General features: G+C 35.4%; 18 protein-coding genes. 8 read left to right on the plus strand and 10 right to left on the minus strand.

The features are described from left to right. The first annotated feature begins 6 nt into the window (after nt 1-6). A complete protein-coding gene (locus C0Q33_RS06270; protein WP_101477753.1) occupies nt 7-324 on the plus strand; it encodes a hypothetical protein in 318 nt (105 codons plus the stop codon). Here the strand turns inward: C0Q33_RS06270 and pyrH are convergent. The 3 genes from pyrH to tmk are packed head-to-tail and all read right to left on the minus strand — an operon-like array spanning nt 311 to nt 2,815. Beyond that, on the minus strand, nt 311-988 hold the full coding sequence (pyrH, locus tag C0Q33_RS06275; protein WP_101477754.1) for a UMP kinase: 678 nt from the start codon (nt 986-988) through the stop codon (nt 311-313). The two genes, C0Q33_RS06270 and pyrH, sit on opposite strands and share 14 nt — an antisense overlap. Then, on the minus strand, nt 985-2,232 hold the full coding sequence (locus tag C0Q33_RS06280) for an HD domain-containing protein (RefSeq protein WP_101477755.1): 1,248 nt from the start codon (nt 2,230-2,232) through the stop codon (nt 985-987). The genes pyrH and C0Q33_RS06280 overlap by 4 nt, the downstream gene beginning before the upstream one ends. 4 nt (nt 2,233-2,236) lie before the next feature. Continuing rightward, nucleotides 2,237-2,815 carry a dTMP kinase gene (gene tmk / locus C0Q33_RS06285; protein ID WP_101477756.1) on the minus strand — a complete coding sequence of 193 codons (579 nt, stop codon included), beginning with the start codon at nt 2,813-2,815 and terminating at the stop codon, nt 2,237-2,239. A 98-nt stretch (nt 2,816-2,913) separates the two neighbouring features. Between tmk and hsp14 the strand changes: the two genes are divergently transcribed. Then, nucleotides 2,914-3,279 (plus strand): archaeal heat shock protein Hsp14, encoded by a 366-nt coding sequence (gene hsp14 / locus C0Q33_RS06290; RefSeq protein ID WP_394336916.1) that lies wholly within the window; start codon nt 2,914-2,916, stop codon nt 3,277-3,279. On the opposite strand, the gene C0Q33_RS06295 is transcribed toward hsp14, so the two are convergent. Genes C0Q33_RS06295 through C0Q33_RS06315 form a run of 5 tightly spaced genes read right to left on the minus strand, consistent with a single transcriptional unit; the run spans nt 3,280 to nt 8,793 of the window. Continuing rightward, the gene (locus C0Q33_RS06295) at nt 3,280-4,830 is read right to left on the minus strand and encodes an ABC1 kinase family protein (RefSeq protein ID WP_394336917.1); all 1,551 of its coding nucleotides are present in this window, start codon (nt 4,828-4,830) and stop codon (nt 3,280-3,282) included. 12 nt (nt 4,831-4,842) lie between these two features. Further along, on the minus strand, nt 4,843-5,235 hold the full coding sequence (locus tag C0Q33_RS06300; protein ID WP_101477759.1) for a hypothetical protein: 393 nt from the start codon (nt 5,233-5,235) through the stop codon (nt 4,843-4,845). Nucleotides 5,236-5,268: 33 nt separating this feature from the next. Next, complete coding sequence (locus C0Q33_RS06305) at nt 5,269-6,903, minus strand: COG1361 S-layer family protein (RefSeq protein WP_101477760.1); 1,635 nt, start codon at nt 6,901-6,903, stop codon at nt 5,269-5,271. After that, complete coding sequence (locus tag C0Q33_RS06310; RefSeq protein ID WP_101477761.1) at nt 6,900-7,571, minus strand: ABC transporter ATP-binding protein; 672 nt, start codon at nt 7,569-7,571, stop codon at nt 6,900-6,902. Before C0Q33_RS06310 ends, C0Q33_RS06305 begins: the two co-directional genes overlap by 4 nt. A gap of 22 nt (nt 7,572-7,593) precedes the next feature. Beyond that, complete coding sequence (locus C0Q33_RS06315) at nt 7,594-8,793, minus strand: ABC transporter permease (protein WP_101477762.1); 1,200 nt, start codon at nt 8,791-8,793, stop codon at nt 7,594-7,596. Nucleotides 8,794-8,910: 117 nt separating this feature from the next. Between C0Q33_RS06315 and C0Q33_RS06320 the strand changes: the two genes are divergently transcribed. Both C0Q33_RS06320 and C0Q33_RS06325 read left to right on the plus strand, forming a co-directional pair. After that, nucleotides 8,911-9,816 (plus strand): AsnC family transcriptional regulator, encoded by a 906-nt coding sequence (locus tag C0Q33_RS06320; protein WP_101477763.1) that lies wholly within the window; start codon nt 8,911-8,913, stop codon nt 9,814-9,816. A 24-nt stretch (nt 9,817-9,840) separates the two neighbouring features. After that, on the plus strand, nt 9,841-10,353 hold the full coding sequence (locus tag C0Q33_RS06325; protein ID WP_101477764.1) for an NUDIX hydrolase: 513 nt from the start codon (nt 9,841-9,843) through the stop codon (nt 10,351-10,353). Here the strand turns inward: C0Q33_RS06325 and C0Q33_RS06330 are convergent. Then, nucleotides 10,344-11,321, minus strand: coding sequence for a phosphate signaling complex PhoU family protein (locus tag C0Q33_RS06330; RefSeq protein WP_101477765.1), 978 nt, complete (start codon nt 11,319-11,321; stop codon nt 10,344-10,346). The two genes, C0Q33_RS06325 and C0Q33_RS06330, sit on opposite strands and share 10 nt — an antisense overlap. A 62-nt stretch (nt 11,322-11,383) precedes the next feature. Here C0Q33_RS06330 and C0Q33_RS06335 point away from each other — a divergent pair, with 62 nt between their 5' ends. The 4 genes from C0Q33_RS06335 to coaBC are packed head-to-tail and all read left to right on the plus strand — an operon-like array spanning nt 11,384 to nt 15,068. After that, nucleotides 11,384-12,268, plus strand: coding sequence for a pantoate kinase (locus C0Q33_RS06335; protein WP_101477766.1), 885 nt, complete (start codon nt 11,384-11,386; stop codon nt 12,266-12,268). After that, nucleotides 12,268-13,014: a phosphopantothenate/pantothenate synthetase gene (locus C0Q33_RS06340; RefSeq protein WP_101477767.1), complete on the plus strand. Its 747-nt coding sequence runs from the start codon at nt 12,268-12,270 to the stop codon at nt 13,012-13,014. The genes C0Q33_RS06335 and C0Q33_RS06340 overlap by 1 nt, the downstream gene beginning before the upstream one ends. After that, nucleotides 13,007-13,840 carry a 3-methyl-2-oxobutanoate hydroxymethyltransferase gene (gene panB / locus C0Q33_RS06345; RefSeq protein WP_101477768.1) on the plus strand — a complete coding sequence of 278 codons (834 nt, stop codon included), beginning with the start codon at nt 13,007-13,009 and terminating at the stop codon, nt 13,838-13,840. Before C0Q33_RS06340 ends, panB begins: the two co-directional genes overlap by 8 nt. Continuing rightward, nucleotides 13,833-15,068, plus strand: a complete 1,236-nt coding sequence (coaBC, locus tag C0Q33_RS06350) for a bifunctional phosphopantothenoylcysteine decarboxylase/phosphopantothenate--cysteine ligase CoaBC (RefSeq protein ID WP_101477769.1) — start codon at nt 13,833-13,835, stop codon at nt 15,066-15,068. The genes panB and coaBC overlap by 8 nt, the downstream gene beginning before the upstream one ends. Here coaBC and C0Q33_RS06355 read toward each other — a convergent pair. Then, nucleotides 15,065-15,298: a hypothetical protein gene (locus C0Q33_RS06355; protein WP_101477770.1), complete on the minus strand. Its 234-nt coding sequence runs from the start codon at nt 15,296-15,298 to the stop codon at nt 15,065-15,067. The two genes, coaBC and C0Q33_RS06355, sit on opposite strands and share 4 nt — an antisense overlap. Nucleotides 15,299-15,313: the final 15 nt, after the last annotated feature.

A 15,313-nucleotide genomic window follows, 5' to 3' on the forward strand; every position in this document is an offset into this window, starting at 1 on the left:
AAATCTATGCAATATTATCAAGCAATCAGAATAGGTCAGGAAAGATCAAGAAAATCACAGATGATTTTGTTCTCACATGCAGGATTTGCCATGCTTACACTTACTGTAAAAAAATCTCAAGGAACATTTGTTCCTGTAGGAGAAAAAGAACTTGTGGCCATTATTGAAAAACCAGGAGAAGGCTGGCTTGTGGTAATAGTTGATGAAGAAGGATATGCCAAGTCACAATCCAAAGTTCTCAAAGAGGATGAAGCAAAAGAAATTTTAAAAAAAGCTACTTCTGCAGGAATTCCACAATATGATGGACAGATCAGACTAGTGTAATTTCAGTACCCTCTGGGCTTCCTTTGAATGCCTTTTCCAATGTCTTGATGTCTGCCTTGAGGATCCTTGTTTTTAGCTTCGAACGCTCAATCACTTTTAATGCTACAATGTCCATCAGGTCATATCCTCCTGCTATAGAATCCTGGTGAACAAGCATAGAACGTAGTTTCTTTATTGGTATTTTTTTAAATTTAGTTGCATTCTTATTTTTATTTGGATCAGAATCATATACACCATCAACGTCTGTTGCATTCAAAAATATGCCCGCTCTTACCTTTTCTGCAATAAGTGCAGCAGTAGCATTTGTGCTCTGTCCTGGATGAAGACCTCCTGTGACAACAATCAATCCAGAATCTGCAGCATTTGCAACTTCTTTTAGATTAACTGGAGGATGAGGGTAAGCTTTTTCCTGTAATGCATAGATCAAAAGTTTTGCGTTAAGTCTTGAAACTTCGATTCCAAGCTCATCAAGTGTTGATTCATCTGCCCCAGAGGATCTAGCGTGTGAGATATAGTGTCTTGCAATTTTTCCTCCACCTGCAATTATGATTGGCTGACAGATTTTACTTATCTTCACAAAAAACTCGGCATATTGCTTTAATGTTTTTGTATCCTCAAGACCAAACAAACTTCCAGATAATTTTATTACAATTCTTTTTTTCATTGCCTGTTTTCACCAAGAATGACGTGTGCTGCAATTTCAACCTTTTTTCTAAATTGTTGTCTTGTATAGACCCTAAGTGTATCCATAAAGCCAGAAATTGCAGAAACTAGTGGAATCTCAGATATTGGAAGCTCATAGGATTCCTTTGGACCTTCTCCTTTCTTGGTAGTAAGAATAATCGAATGTGATTCTTTTTTTGATGGAGAGAGTGGAATAGAGGGTGTTTTTGATATATCTATAAAGACTTCACATTCGTCTACCTTTGATTTTTTGGCAATCTCTTTTTGAAGTTCTTGAACGTTAACTTTGCCCATTCGTGGACGTGTAAATATTTTTTCATATACACACTTGAGCAACTTTCGTTCTTGATATTCTATAGCAAGTTGTCTTGCTCTTCGCAGATCCGCATTTCGGGGTGTAAGTGAGATAAGCTTTGAAATTACAAATTCGTCGGTAAGTTGGACATATTTTTCTAGATTATCAGTTGTGAGATCAAGTTCATTGTCTGCAAGAAGCATTGACTCAAGCAACATTACTTCTGCAGATCTTACTGTCTTGTGAAAATAGACTGCCTTGAACATTTGATATCTTGAGATCATCATTGATTCAAAAGAGTGAAGGGCTGATTTATCAAGTGAAAGTTTTTTGTTATGAACTTCAAGTGAATGGATTATTCGCATAAAATCTACTTTGGCATGTTCTGAACCTGTAAAATATCCATCACGGAGTAAATAGTCCATCATATCAGCACTCAGTCCACCAGAGATTATCTCATTCATAAATTGGTGTTTAGAATTTCCAAATGCCAGTTTACCAAGAAATGTTTTATCAAATCCTGATTTTGTTATAATATCCCCAATTTCAGATTCTAGTATGAGTCTTTGACCCATATCTTCATGAGAAATTTTCTTCTTTTTTTGTAGAACTTCTTCGAAGAGGTGTGAGAATGGGCCATGACCAATATCATGTAACAAGGCAGCCATTCGAATATTTTCAGAATCTTTGGAATCAAGATATCCTTTCTCTTTGAGAACGTTAGCTGTCTGACTTGCAATGTGCATAGTTCCAAGTGAGTGTTCAAATCTAGAGTGCTGGGCACCTGGATATACAAGATGAGCTCCTGCAAGTTGTCTTATTCTTCGTAGTCTTTGAAATACTGGCGAGTCTACCAGTTCAAGTTCATGTGGATATACCGTGATAAAATCATGAATGGGGTCTACAATTTGAAGATATTTTCTAGTCATGTTCTCATTTCATGCGTTTTAGTACAGTATTTCTCACTTGTTGATGAACTTGATCTTTGCTTTGTGATGCATTTACAATGTACCAGCCATATTTTTTTGCAAGTTTTCTGTAGGTGTTAGCAATTTTGAGTGCAAATGTTTTATCTTTCTCAAATTTATCACGTCTTTGTTTTTTTCTAGAAAATGAATCTGAAACCTTGACATCAAGTAAGATGACCATGTCTTCTTTTGGAAGACCCATGTCTAGATTTTCAAGCCACTTCAAGTCAAGTCCGTTTACTGTTCCATATACAAGATTTGATTGATAATAACGATTCATGATAACAACATAATTTTTTGAAAGAGCGTCTTGGATATCTTTTGATTTTTCCCATCTGTTTGCAGCAAGAAGACAGTGAATCACTTGTGGAAGAAATTTTCGCTTACCACTAAGAAAATTTTTGATCTCTTTTCCAACTGGAGTGGTATAGTCCGGAAAACTAAATGTTACTGATTTCTTGTGTTTAGTTTTTAAAAAATCTCTTAATAGTTTTGATTGGGTTTTTTTTCCAGCCTGGTCAAAGCCTTCGATAACTATAATCATCAAATCCTATTGAATTGGGCAGTAGATAAATTGTGAATTGAACTAAGGTTTAATAATAAAAAAGCACTAAATGTTACTAAATGGGCTTTGGTAATTACATGGTAAAAGAGGTCATGAAAGAAATAGGCAACAAGTCACGCGAGTTCTACGAATTCATTCTTCCTCCTGTAGACATGATTCTACAAAATGACAGTCTCATAGTAACAATAGACATGCCAGGCTTTGACAAAAAAGAGATTAAGCTTAGGCTAAATGGTAACATTCTCTCAATCAATGCAAAAAGAGAAGACGATACAGAAGGTACAGTTATCTGGAGACAGAGACCTAGCTTAATTGACAAAAAAGTAAGACTACCAATCGAGGTAAAAGATGATGAAGATCCAGGTGCATCTGCAAAATATCATAATGGCGTACTCACCTTTACTATTCCAACAAAGACTGGAAAAAATATTACAGTAGAATAATTAATGTTCTTTTAGCATAACAGAGATTCCCATAATTACAATAGATCCAATCATTCCAATTTCTCCAGCTAGATAATTTGTTGAATATAAAATCGTAGAGCCAACAAAGACTGCTGCAGAGAGAATACTGCCAGAAAGTAAAATGGTTCTAGATTTTGGTCTGTTTGCTTGTATGTTTTTATTTTGTTCCAAGAATTGTTGGATTTCTGGAACTATAGCAATTGCAGAATCTATTGATTTTACAAATTTATTAAATGAGATCTTGAGTTCTTCAACATATGCATCTCTTATGATATTTTCTTCTTCTAGAATATTTTGTAGTACATTGATGAATCTAAAGTTGACCTTATGTGTCAAGTATATTCCTTCAAGTATTGATGTCATCCTCATGTAAAGTGCAAGATGTTTTGGAAGCTTGAAAGGAAATCTACTCATTGTCTTGTTTGCAAGATCCATCAGTGCCCTGACTTCCATTCTATCTACTTTTGTTCCATGAAAAGCTTGAATTGAAAGTGCGATTCCTTTTTCTATAATATTTCTGTCAAATCCCGGCATGAGCATGCCAAGATCATCCATTGCAGCAACTGTTCTTGCAGGTTCTTTTTCAATTAGTGCAAGATAAAGTCTGATCAATTTCAGACGAGTTTTGCTATCCAGTCTTCCAACCATGCCAAAATCATAAAGTATCAGCGAACCATCATTTGCAACAGCAATGTTTCCAGGATGAGGGTCTGCATGAAACAAGTCATGTCTTAATAGCATCGTAAAAAACACCTTGTGTGCCCTCACAACAAGCTGTTCCCTATCAATTCCTGCCTCATCAAGTGCCTTAACATTTGTTATCTTGATACCAGGAAGGTATTCCATGGTGAGGATGTTCTGGCTTGATCTGTCATCTATTACAGACGGAATTCTTAGTTTAGGATAGCCTTCCATGTTTTTCTTTATTGCTTTAAGATTTTTAGATTCAATTCTATAGTCCATTTCTTCATGGATTGTTTCAATAAACTGTGAAAGCATTGCTTCTGCAGAATATCTAAGATTTGGATCAACAAACTTCATTGCAAACGGGATAATTTTTTTAAGAACCTGAATATCTTCTTCAACTACTTTTTCAATTCCTGGCCTTTTGACTTTGATTATAACATCTTTGCCTTGTAGCTTTGCTTTGTATACTTGTCCAAGTGATGCACCAGAAATTACGTTAGTGTCAACAAAATCAAAATTCTGATCCAATGGTCCCAGATCTTTTTCTATGATTGGTTTTACTTTGTCAAAGGATTCGGCAGGAACTTCATCTTGGAGCTTTGCAAGCTCTTCAAGATATGGTTGCGGCAAAATATCCGCTCTTGATGATAACCATTGGCCTAGTTTTATGTAAACAGGACCAAGTGATATGAATGTCTTGAGGGCTCTTCTTGCATTTTTTTTATATCTATTAAGATCAACATTTTTTCCTTGTTTTCTTACCCATTCTCTTCTATCTTTTCTTAAGGCAAATACAACAGGCATTAATTTGAGAAAGGTTCGAATTGTATGAAATTTTGAAATTGTAATTCCCTCCTAGAATTCTTTCAGCTTTTTTATAAAAGAATAACTTGCATATCCTGTTATTGCAGATACAGCAAGTCCTGCTAAAATGGATGTACTTTTTGACAGAGGTATATTTTTTTGTAATTTGTAAATACTTGACGCAACTTTTTTTCCAGTAATTATTCCACTTGCAATACCAATTAGAATTTCAGGGGCATCATGTATGAGATGACCTAATGGATCTTGTCTTGGATCAACTTTGTCCATATGAACAAGATACTTGTCGTCATATTCTCGAATGTGTAGATTTCCATAGCGATATTGTTTTGTTGCACCATTTTTTTGACCCAAGACTGTTTCTTCGGATTCATCAGGCATAAAATGGCGAACTTCTTTTGGGATTTCAATTTCATCCCATATCATGTATAAAAAAATGTCTTTCGAGTAAATATACCCTTAGCTTGATTCCTGTATTTTCTTTTCCAATGGAATTTTTTTCTTTTTTACCTTGAATACAATTCCACCAACTCCTGCTGCAATGGCAACAAGAATTACTAGCTGTAGTTGTGAGCTTACAACATTAGATTGTAGTATTACTGGTGTTCCAAACGATACAGTATCTATTTGGGTAATTGTGTGAGGTTGTAGAAGTGAATCTTTGTATGTTAACGTAACCAGAATCTTTTGATCTCCTAATATGGCTCCTGTTGTTGAGGTTGCTGGTACGTTAAATGGAGTTGGGGCGTCAATATCAAGGTCACCCATATACTGAGAAGACTCTTTTATGGTTGAACTTTCCAGTGGATCTATTGTCACTTGTCCAAATTGAGCCTTAATGTTTCCTTGGTTGAGTACATTTCCTATTATCATTTTCTGGCCGGCAATCTCTTGTACTTGTACGCCATAAATTGAGATATCAATCACAGGTCTAATATATGTGGAAAAACTCTGTTTTTCAATTATTGTTGCACCATCTTTTGTATATTGTAAATTAACATCATAGCTTACTGCTTGGTCTTGAATACTACTATCTGCAAAAACTGGAATGTATAGATTAGTACTATCCAAGGGATCAATTTCTTGTATAAACCATTTATTATCTTTGAGAATTTGCAGACCATTGGAGTTTGGTGTAATTGTGATTCCTATGTTATTCATCTTTGATGGTGTTAGGTTTTCAATTTTAAGAGTCATATTTTGCATTACTCCCATCATGATATAAGATGGAGAAGATATTTCAATAGATGACATGGTTGATGGTCCTACAATAAAGTCAACTGTTCTTGATGTTGTAATTTGGTTTCCTTGTCCATCAAAGTATGTTATTGAAAATTGCGGATGAAGTGTTTGACCTGCCATGCTTTGCGGAATAAATGCATTTAACGAAAAAGTATTAGCTGAGTTAGGTTGTACATTTCCTACATCCCAGCGATTTTGATCTATCACTATACCAGATGACGAACTAGCGTTTTGTTGTAGAAGAGTAACTACAACACTATTTAGTGGAGCAGTACCTGGATCTGAAACTTTTATTGCTACTGCATTATTTGATGCTGGTTGTAAGAATGGATTATCTGCTTTAACATTAAGCGTACTTTTTCCTGTTAGTTTGAAATCAAAGTCAAAGAAGATTTGACGCTGTCCATTTTCTCTGACTATTGTATATGTCAGTTTTACTGTTCCAGAATAGTCGTGTATCGGTAGTGACTTGTCCACATTTAGGTAGAATGTGAGCGCAAATGAACTACCAGCAGGTGCAGTTTGAGCATTCTCAGCCTCAATTACTCCTCCTGCTGATGTACCAGATGAAAATTGTGCAGGTAGATCTAGGAATCCATTAATTCCAGTAATGTCTTCAGTACCTATATTTGAGAATATCATTGTAAATGGAACATTTTGATCCCCTGGTTGGACCTCAATCTTTTGGTTTTGATATCCAAAGTATGAATCAAGAAGCTTGACGTCGACAAAATCGTGCTCAAATGGTGATGCGCCGGGTGGAAGTGGCCCTGGCATATTTTGGGCATAAATTGGCATTATCAATTGTCCTCCAAGTAATACTGCAATCAGCAAAATTGTTTTGTAGATCATATCGAACTTGTCTCCAGCTCTTCTTCCTCTAGAATTCTGCCATCTTTTATTGTTACTACTTTGTCAACCTCACCAAATTGTGGCCTCTCATGTGTAATAATGATAAAAGTCTGCTTAAGCTTCCTGTTCAATGATTTTAGAAGATGTACTGTAGTCTCTGCAGATATTGAATCCAAGCTTCCAGTTGGTTCGTCAGCTAAAACAATGGCTGGCTTGTTTATCAAAGCTCGTGTAATGGCAACTCGTTGAGCTTGACCTCCAGATACTTTATTTGCAAATTTATTAAGTTGTGATTCAAGTCCGACGGTTTTAAGAAGCATCTTTGCTTCTTCCTCTGATCCTTCGAGGGAGCCATGAATCTTTCTTGGTAAAATGACATTCTCTAAAACTGTCAAGTCAGTTAATAGATTTGAGAATTGGAATATGAATCCAAGCTTTGAATTTCTAAACGATGCAAGTTGATCATCATTAAGAGTTGAAGTATCTACTCCATCAATTAGTACAGTACCGCTTGTTGGCCTATCAAGTAGACCTATCATGTTCAGTAGTGTTGTTTTACCACTACCGGAGCTGCCTACTATCAACATAAACTCGCCTCTCTTAACAGTGAGATTGATATTTTGTAATGCCCTAACTGTGGTTTCACCTTCACCGTATACCTTCTCCAGATTGCGAATTTCCAGTACGTTATCAGGCAGTTCGCATAGCCTCCACTGGTTGTAGTTGTGTAGCTTTGAATGCCGGGTATATCGATGCTATAATAGTAAGCGAAAATGCCAAGATATCGGTTTGAATTAAGCCTGGCCAGTTATATGAGACCTCCAAAGCTAGACTTCCATTAAATGTCATATGAGTCTCTTTTGCATAAGTGGTAAAACCTAGTGCCATAGCTGTTCCTACAATGACTCCTAAAGTGCCTATCACTATTCCCTGAAAGATAAATATCATAAGAATATCTTTCCTTTTCGCACCGATTGCCCTCAGTACACCAATATCACGTGTCTTGTTTGCTACTTGCATCATCTGGATTGTTACAACACCAAAGGCAGATGATACCATTCCAAAAAGTCCTACTAGGTTAATTAATGCAATACCTGACTTAAAACCACTGAGTTGTGTTTCTGCTGCTTGTTGTATTGTCTGAGCTTTGAAATTATCAGCACTTGATGGAAATGCGTCAAGAAAAAGTGCCCTAGTGAAATTTGCCTTTGTTGGATCATTTAATCTGACAAGAATTTCTGAGGTTTGGCCCGGCCTTTGTATCATCTCTCGCATTGTATCAATATTGATTATTGCACCGTTATCATAGCCGTTATTGCCGGCTGTCTGAGATGTTCCAACAATCACAAATCTTTTGAGTACATCGTTACCAAATTGATCACGAACTTTTAGTTTTACAGTATCTCCAATTTTTGGATATCCAAGATCTCGGTCAACAAGTATTCCTAAAACTATCGAGTCTCTTGTTGAGACATACTGACCTTTTACAGCTTGAAATAAGGTAGATGCTTCTATATCCCATTGCGGCTTTACTCCGACCAGTTGAAATGGAACATTATTGTCCTGAATTAGTTGGCCATTTACTGTTGCATTTATGGAATATACGTTTGTGAATAGTCTTGGTGCTGCTGCTTGAACCCACGGAATTCTATCAAGCCAGTTTACCAACATAAAATCATTTCTTGAAATAAAATCTCCTCTTTTTGTAATGTACACGTGTCCATACCTATAGTTGACCAAATCTCTCACAATGGCATCATACAGACCTTGGAAGATTACGGAATTTACTGAAACTACCAGTATAGCAATAGCAATTGCCAGACAAGCTGCAATCAAGCTGCCTTTTTTTCTTGTGATAAATCTAATGCCTATCTGGGCTCTATAATCCATAAATGATCAAGGAATAGTCTGATATTTAACGTTATATCATAGTAATTCCACTATATCAGACATTAATATATACAAGATGTTTGTTTTGATATAATTAAGGAGACATTACTATAAGAAATGGACAAATTAGATATACAAATTCTTTCACATTTGCTCAATAATTGTAGAAAACCAGATCGTCAGATAGGCAGTGAGATTAGCATCTCAGGTGTTGCTGTCAAATCAAGAATACAAAAAATGATTCAAAATAAAATAATTGAAGAGTTTGCCTTGAAAATTGAACCACCTGTTTTGGGGTTTAGTGTTTTGTATTTTGTAGTAATTGGAAAAGAGATGGACCACATTTTAGATCAAATAAGATTGGTTGGAGAACCGTTTTATGTTGTTCCATGTGTTGGCGGAGTTACTGTTTGCAGTATTGTGGTAAAAGAAGATCCTGCTAAAAAGATGGAGCTTGCTCAAAACTTGTTACGTGATGTTAGAGTGCTTAGCATATTTGAAGCAAAAAATCCAGATATAAGATCAGATCTGACAAAAACAGATATTGAGATAATTGATATTTTACTAAAAGATCCAAGATTAAAGATAGAAATGATTGCAAAAAAATCCGGTTTTTCAACAAAGACTATAGCCAGATCGCTTGAAAAATTACAAAATGATGAAGCGATACAATTTACGTTGATATACAATCCAAAAAACATGGGAGAGTTTATTCCATTTGCAGTTTTGGTTGGAGTAAAAGGAGACATTAAAAAAACACTTGTAAAACTTGACAACGTATTTTCAGAATCATTTTTACAAAAGCCATTTGTGCACATGAACCAGATTGTTCTATTCATGTATACAAATAATGTGTACAAGATGGATGATCTTGCTCAAAAGGTACATGAAATTGATGGTATACAGTCAGTTGATCTTTTCATGCCAAAGACTATAACATTTCCACAAAAATGGGCAAGAGATGCAATTGTACAAGCAAAGAAATCAAAGAGACTTCATCTTATGTCTGAGATACATTCATAACATATTATTTTGTAATTTTATAAAATGAGAAAAAATGTCTTCAAAGGAAGAGTTCTCTCACTGAGTCTTTACACTTTATCCATCAATAAACGTAAAGTTACAAGAGAGGTAATAGAGCATCCAGGTGCAGCTGCAATACTTGCCATCGAGGATGGTAAATTACTACTTGTAAGACAGCATAGATTTCCGCATGGATATGTACTTGAAATTCCCGCAGGAACACTGGAAAAGGGAGAAAAACCCCTAAAGTGTGCCTATAGAGAACTTCGTGAGGAGACAGGATATACGGCAAAGAAGATGACCCCTTTGATCAAGTACTATCCTTCAATTGGTTACAATACAGAAATCATCCATTGTTACGTTGCATCAGGAATCAAAAAAGTTGGCAGTCTGCAGCTTGATCATGATGAAATAATGTCTATGGTTAAGATTGATTTCAAAAAAGTAATCAGGATGATAATGTCTGGAAAAATTACCGACTCAAAGACAATATGTGCTGTCTTGACATATGCAATAAAGAAAAAATATCAAGTATAAACTGGCTTTACTAAGTCTGCAACATCTGCCCAACATCTTGACAATTTTTCAAATGTAAATACAAGATTTATCAATTGCATTGATCCTTGCTTTTTTGGATCAAGTACTGATCTAACACTTGAGATCTTTTTTTGATAATTTCTATAAAGTGTTATTGCCTCAATTGCAAGCTTTCTATTGTTTTCAATAAATGATGTAATTGATTTTTCGTGGACATCTTCTATCTCAGTTGCAACATTATAGAGTTTCTTCATATCAGTTTTTGGTATTGCCAACTCTGAGATAGAATGTGCTAGTTCAATAATTGTATCACCAGCAGTCTCTAACAAGTTTGCAGCTACTCTATAGTCTAGAATATCTATATTTCCCAAATTTAGTGCAGTGGCAAGTTTCTTATCAACCATTGCACTTCGAATTAATCTTACAAGCAAAAAATATTGTCTGTCAATTTCATCATCTCTGCTTGACATTGTTTGTAATACTGACTTGTCATCTGATATAAGACAGGATATTGTATCACGAAACATTCCAAGAACAATTGAGCTCATTCTCTTTAGGATTTTATCTGGACTCAGTGTTGTTGCATCTAATAGAAATTGTACATTTACATTTGATGCGTCCTCTTCAACTATCTCCATTCCAACAAGTCTGCGCATTAATCTTCGAATCTTTTCTCTGTCTTCGACTGAGATTGATGATTTTCCTTTTATCTTGATTATATCGTAACCGATTAGATACGCACCTGTAACATATGCACTGATATTTTCTTGTTTTGAAACGGGGTATTCTATTACAACTTCATTTGGGGGTCTGCTACCACCAGTTGGAGTAATTGAGACACTGTTGGTTCCGGTTTCAATCTCGACCTCATCACTTTTTTCAAGTTTGTTTGCTTGAACCCACTCTATTGGGAGAGATACTAGTATGCTACTTCCTATCCTTTGCAGGCGTCGAATGAATTTAGTCAATTTATACTAATTTATATTATTTAATGATCATTTTTATATTTTTTCACTAGTTTAAGCTAGCTATGCAAGCAGTAGCTTTTGCACCAGGCCATATCACAGGATTTTTCAAGGCAGAAGTAGAACCAAGAGAGCCTGAGCAAAAAGGCTCAATCGGTGCAGGATTTTGTATCAAAGAAGGTGTAACTACAAAGGTAAAGGTGACAAGCTCTGACAAACCAGGATTTAAGATTACAGTTATTGGTTACAAGTCAGATAACACTCAAGTTTCAGAATTTGTTGTAAAGGAATTTTTTAAAATTATAAAAGGAAAGTATTTTTTAGATATTGAGCATTACACCACAATTCCAGTGGGTTATGGTCTTGGCTCAAGTGGTGCTGTTGCACTAAGTTTGGCATTTGCATTAAACAAGGCACTTGGAACAAATCTATCCAGAACAAAGATAGGTCAGATTGCACATAATGCAGAAATTTACTGTAAGACAGGTCTTGGAACAGTATTATCGTCATATCATGGAGGATTTGAAATTAGAACAAAACATGGAGCTCCAGGAATTGGAAGCCTACAAAAAATTCACACAGATCATTCTGCAATTGTAATTTGCTTTTCTCCAATATCAACAAAACAATTTATCAAGACTGAACTCTCCAAGATAAATGGTCTAGGGGGGAAAATGGTTACAAAATTATTAAAATCAAGAGATCAAATGGAATTTTTGGACATGTCACTTGAATTTGCAAAGTATGTTGATGTCATTACACCACAAATGCAGCAAGTAATTGATGACTTATCACGAAACGGATTCAAGTCCGGAGTTGCAATGTTTGGAGAGACTATCTTTACATTAGTCCCAAAAACAAAAGAATCTCAAGTAATAAAAATTTTAGAAAAATATGATGGAATGATAATCAAGACAGAGATAGACAAGAGTGGAGCTAGAGTCTCCTAGTGTTAATTCCAAAAACACATCCTAGGGCTGCATCCTTGCATATCAGAGAAAAGCTTGTCCAAGGGTTTAGAGACGGTCTGGTTGTAGAAGAAGGCCTTTTGGCTCATGGAAGGGGTGAGATGTTTGATTATCTCATTGGAGAAAAGACTACAAAGACTTCTCACAAGGCAATCAAGGCTGCAGCAATAGCACTTGTCATGGCTAAATTGCCTGTAATATCAGTAAATGGTAACCTTGCTGCACTCTGTACAAAGGAGATAGTAGAACTATCAAAAGTTACAGGCGCAAAAATTGAGATAAATCTGTTTTATGCAAGTGAGAAACGAAAAAAGATCATAGCCCAGTACTTGAAAAAAAATGGCGCTAAAGAAATATTGGGAATTGATACTAAATTTTCAAAGAGTATTACTAAACTTGACAGTGCAAGAAGAATTGTAGATAAATGCGGAATATTTTCTGCAGATGTAGTACTTGTACCATTGGAAGATGGCGATAGAACAATTGCATTAAAGAAATTTGGAAAAAAAGTAATTACATTTGATCTGAATCCAATGTCACGAACTGCACAGACTGCAGATATCACAATTGTAGATAATGTCATACGAGGGATGAAAATACTAATTGATACTTGTAAAAAATTATCAAAAGAAGATCTGGAAAAGAAGCCAAAGTTTGACAATAAAAAGAACTTGAAAAAATCAATTCTCATCATAAGAAAAAACTTGAGGAAAATGGCCAATGCCTAAATCTGTAAGAGATATTTTATTGATGAAAAATTCTAAAAAGATCACTGTTATCACCGCATATGATTATACCATGTCCCAACTTTGTGACAAAGCTGGAGTTGACATGTTACTTGTAGGTGATAGTGCCGGAATGGTGATGTTAGGATATGACAATACAATTCCTGTTACAATGGATCAGATGTGTCTTTTTACAGAAGCAGTTGCAAGAGGAAGACAGAATGCTCTTGTTATTGCAGACATGCCTTTCATGTCATACCAATCCAGTAAATCACAGGCAATTGAAAATGCTGGTAAATTAATCAAGTCAGGGGCAGATGCAGTAAAGCTTGAGGGCGGAGTTGAGATTAAAGATACAATACATGCAATTGTTGAGATTGGAATTCCTGTAATGGGACATATTGGATTTCAGCCTCAAACTACAACATTGCAAGAAGGCTATAGGATTCAGGCAAAGACAAAAGATGCTGCAGTTAGACTAATTGAATCTGCCAAAGCCCTTGAAGAGGCAGGCGTATTCAGTATAGCACTTGAGATGGTAACAAAGGAGGTCTCAAAGATTATTTCAAGTTCTATTAGAATTCCAACAATTGGTATTGGTTCTGGACCTGATTGTGATGGACAAGTGCTTGTAGTTCATGATGTTTTGGGCTTGTATGAAAAAATAAAACCAAAGTTTGCAAAAAGATATCTCGAGTTATCTTTAGACATTGTAAAAGCTGTCGAGTCTTACAAAAATGATGTAGTGTCAGGCAAGTTTCCTGGTATAGAACACTCTTTTTTCATGGATAAATCTGAACTGGAGAGGCTGAAAAAAGAACTTGTCTAAAAAACATCCTTCTTTAGATATAGTAGGATCTGATGGTACTGAGCTTGTAGGAAAGAAAATTATTTTGTGCATATCAGGAAGTGTTGCAGCATACAAGTCAATTGAACTAGCTAGATTGCTGATGCGACATGGAGCAGATGTTACTTGTGTTGCAAGTAAAGCTGCAACTGACTTGATAAAACCAAGCTACTTCAAATGGGCAACAGGAAATGAAGTAATTACAAAATTAACTGGAGATTTGGAGCACATCAAGGTTGCAGATTACAAACAGTCTGATTGTATAGTAGTATACCCATGTACTGCAAATACACTTGGCAAATTAGCAAATGGAATTGATGATACTCCAATCTCTACCGTGTTAAGTGTTGGATTGGGTTCCAAGATTCCAATTGTCATAGGACTTGCAATGCATCAGGCAATGTATGAAAATCCTGCAGTTGTAAAAAATATTGAATTTCTAAAAAATAAAGTTGATTTTATTTCTCCAAACTTTGTTGAGGGAAAAGCAAAAGTTGCAGAACCTGAAGAGATACTTGATTATACGTTACAAAAGTTTGGTTCCTCATCTGTTCTCAAGGGGAAAAAAGTGCTCATCACTGCAGGTCCTACCATAGAGTATATCGATCCTGTGAGAGTTATAACAAATCAAAGTACTGGTAAGACCGGAGTATTACTTGCATCAGAATTTGTCTCAGCTGGCTCCAAGGTCACTATAATTTATGGCCCTGGAATAGAGATTCCACCAAAAGGTGCCAAGGTAATACGAGTAGAGACCAGTTCTGAAATGAGTAATGCGTTAAAAAAAGAGCTACGACAGAAATTTGATATTGTGATACTTGCAGCAGCTGCATCTGACTATACACCAGAAAATCCAAGCAAAACTAAACTTGACAGTGATCTTCTTAGAATTTCTTTGAAACTAAAAAGAGTACCCAAGATGATTAATGATATAAAAAAAATTCAGAATAATGTTTTTCTTGTAGGATTTAAGGCAGAAGCTAATGTTTCAAAAAGAGATCTGATAGAAAAATCAAGAGAGAAAATTACACAATCAGGTTGTGATCTTGTTATTGCAAATGACATTGGTACAAGACGATACAAGAAAAATCCTGATTACAATAATGTGATAGCTGTTAATTCAAAAACTGCTACTGAATCAGGATGGAAGAGTAAATCAAAAATTGTGAAATTCATAAGAAATAAAATAGAAAAACAAATTTCATACTAAAGATCATATTGTAAAGGCCTAATTAGTTTAAACTTTCCATCTGGATCCATTTCAAATAATTGAGAAGTTTCACTTGGATTATCTTGTCTATGCTTTGACAAAAATACCATACAGGTATATTTATTCAAATATGGACATGCCTTGATGAGATCATTTAAAGAAAAAGGTTCCATTAACTTGTCTGCCTTTATTGCCCTAACAATTGTTCTATAAATAACATGTACTGCCATAGTATTCAGATACAC

Origin of the sequence: Candidatus Nitrosotalea bavarica (assembly GCF_900167955.1) — an archaeon.
Lineage (GTDB): Archaea > Thermoproteota > Nitrososphaeria > Nitrososphaerales > Nitrosopumilaceae > Nitrosotalea > Nitrosotalea bavarica.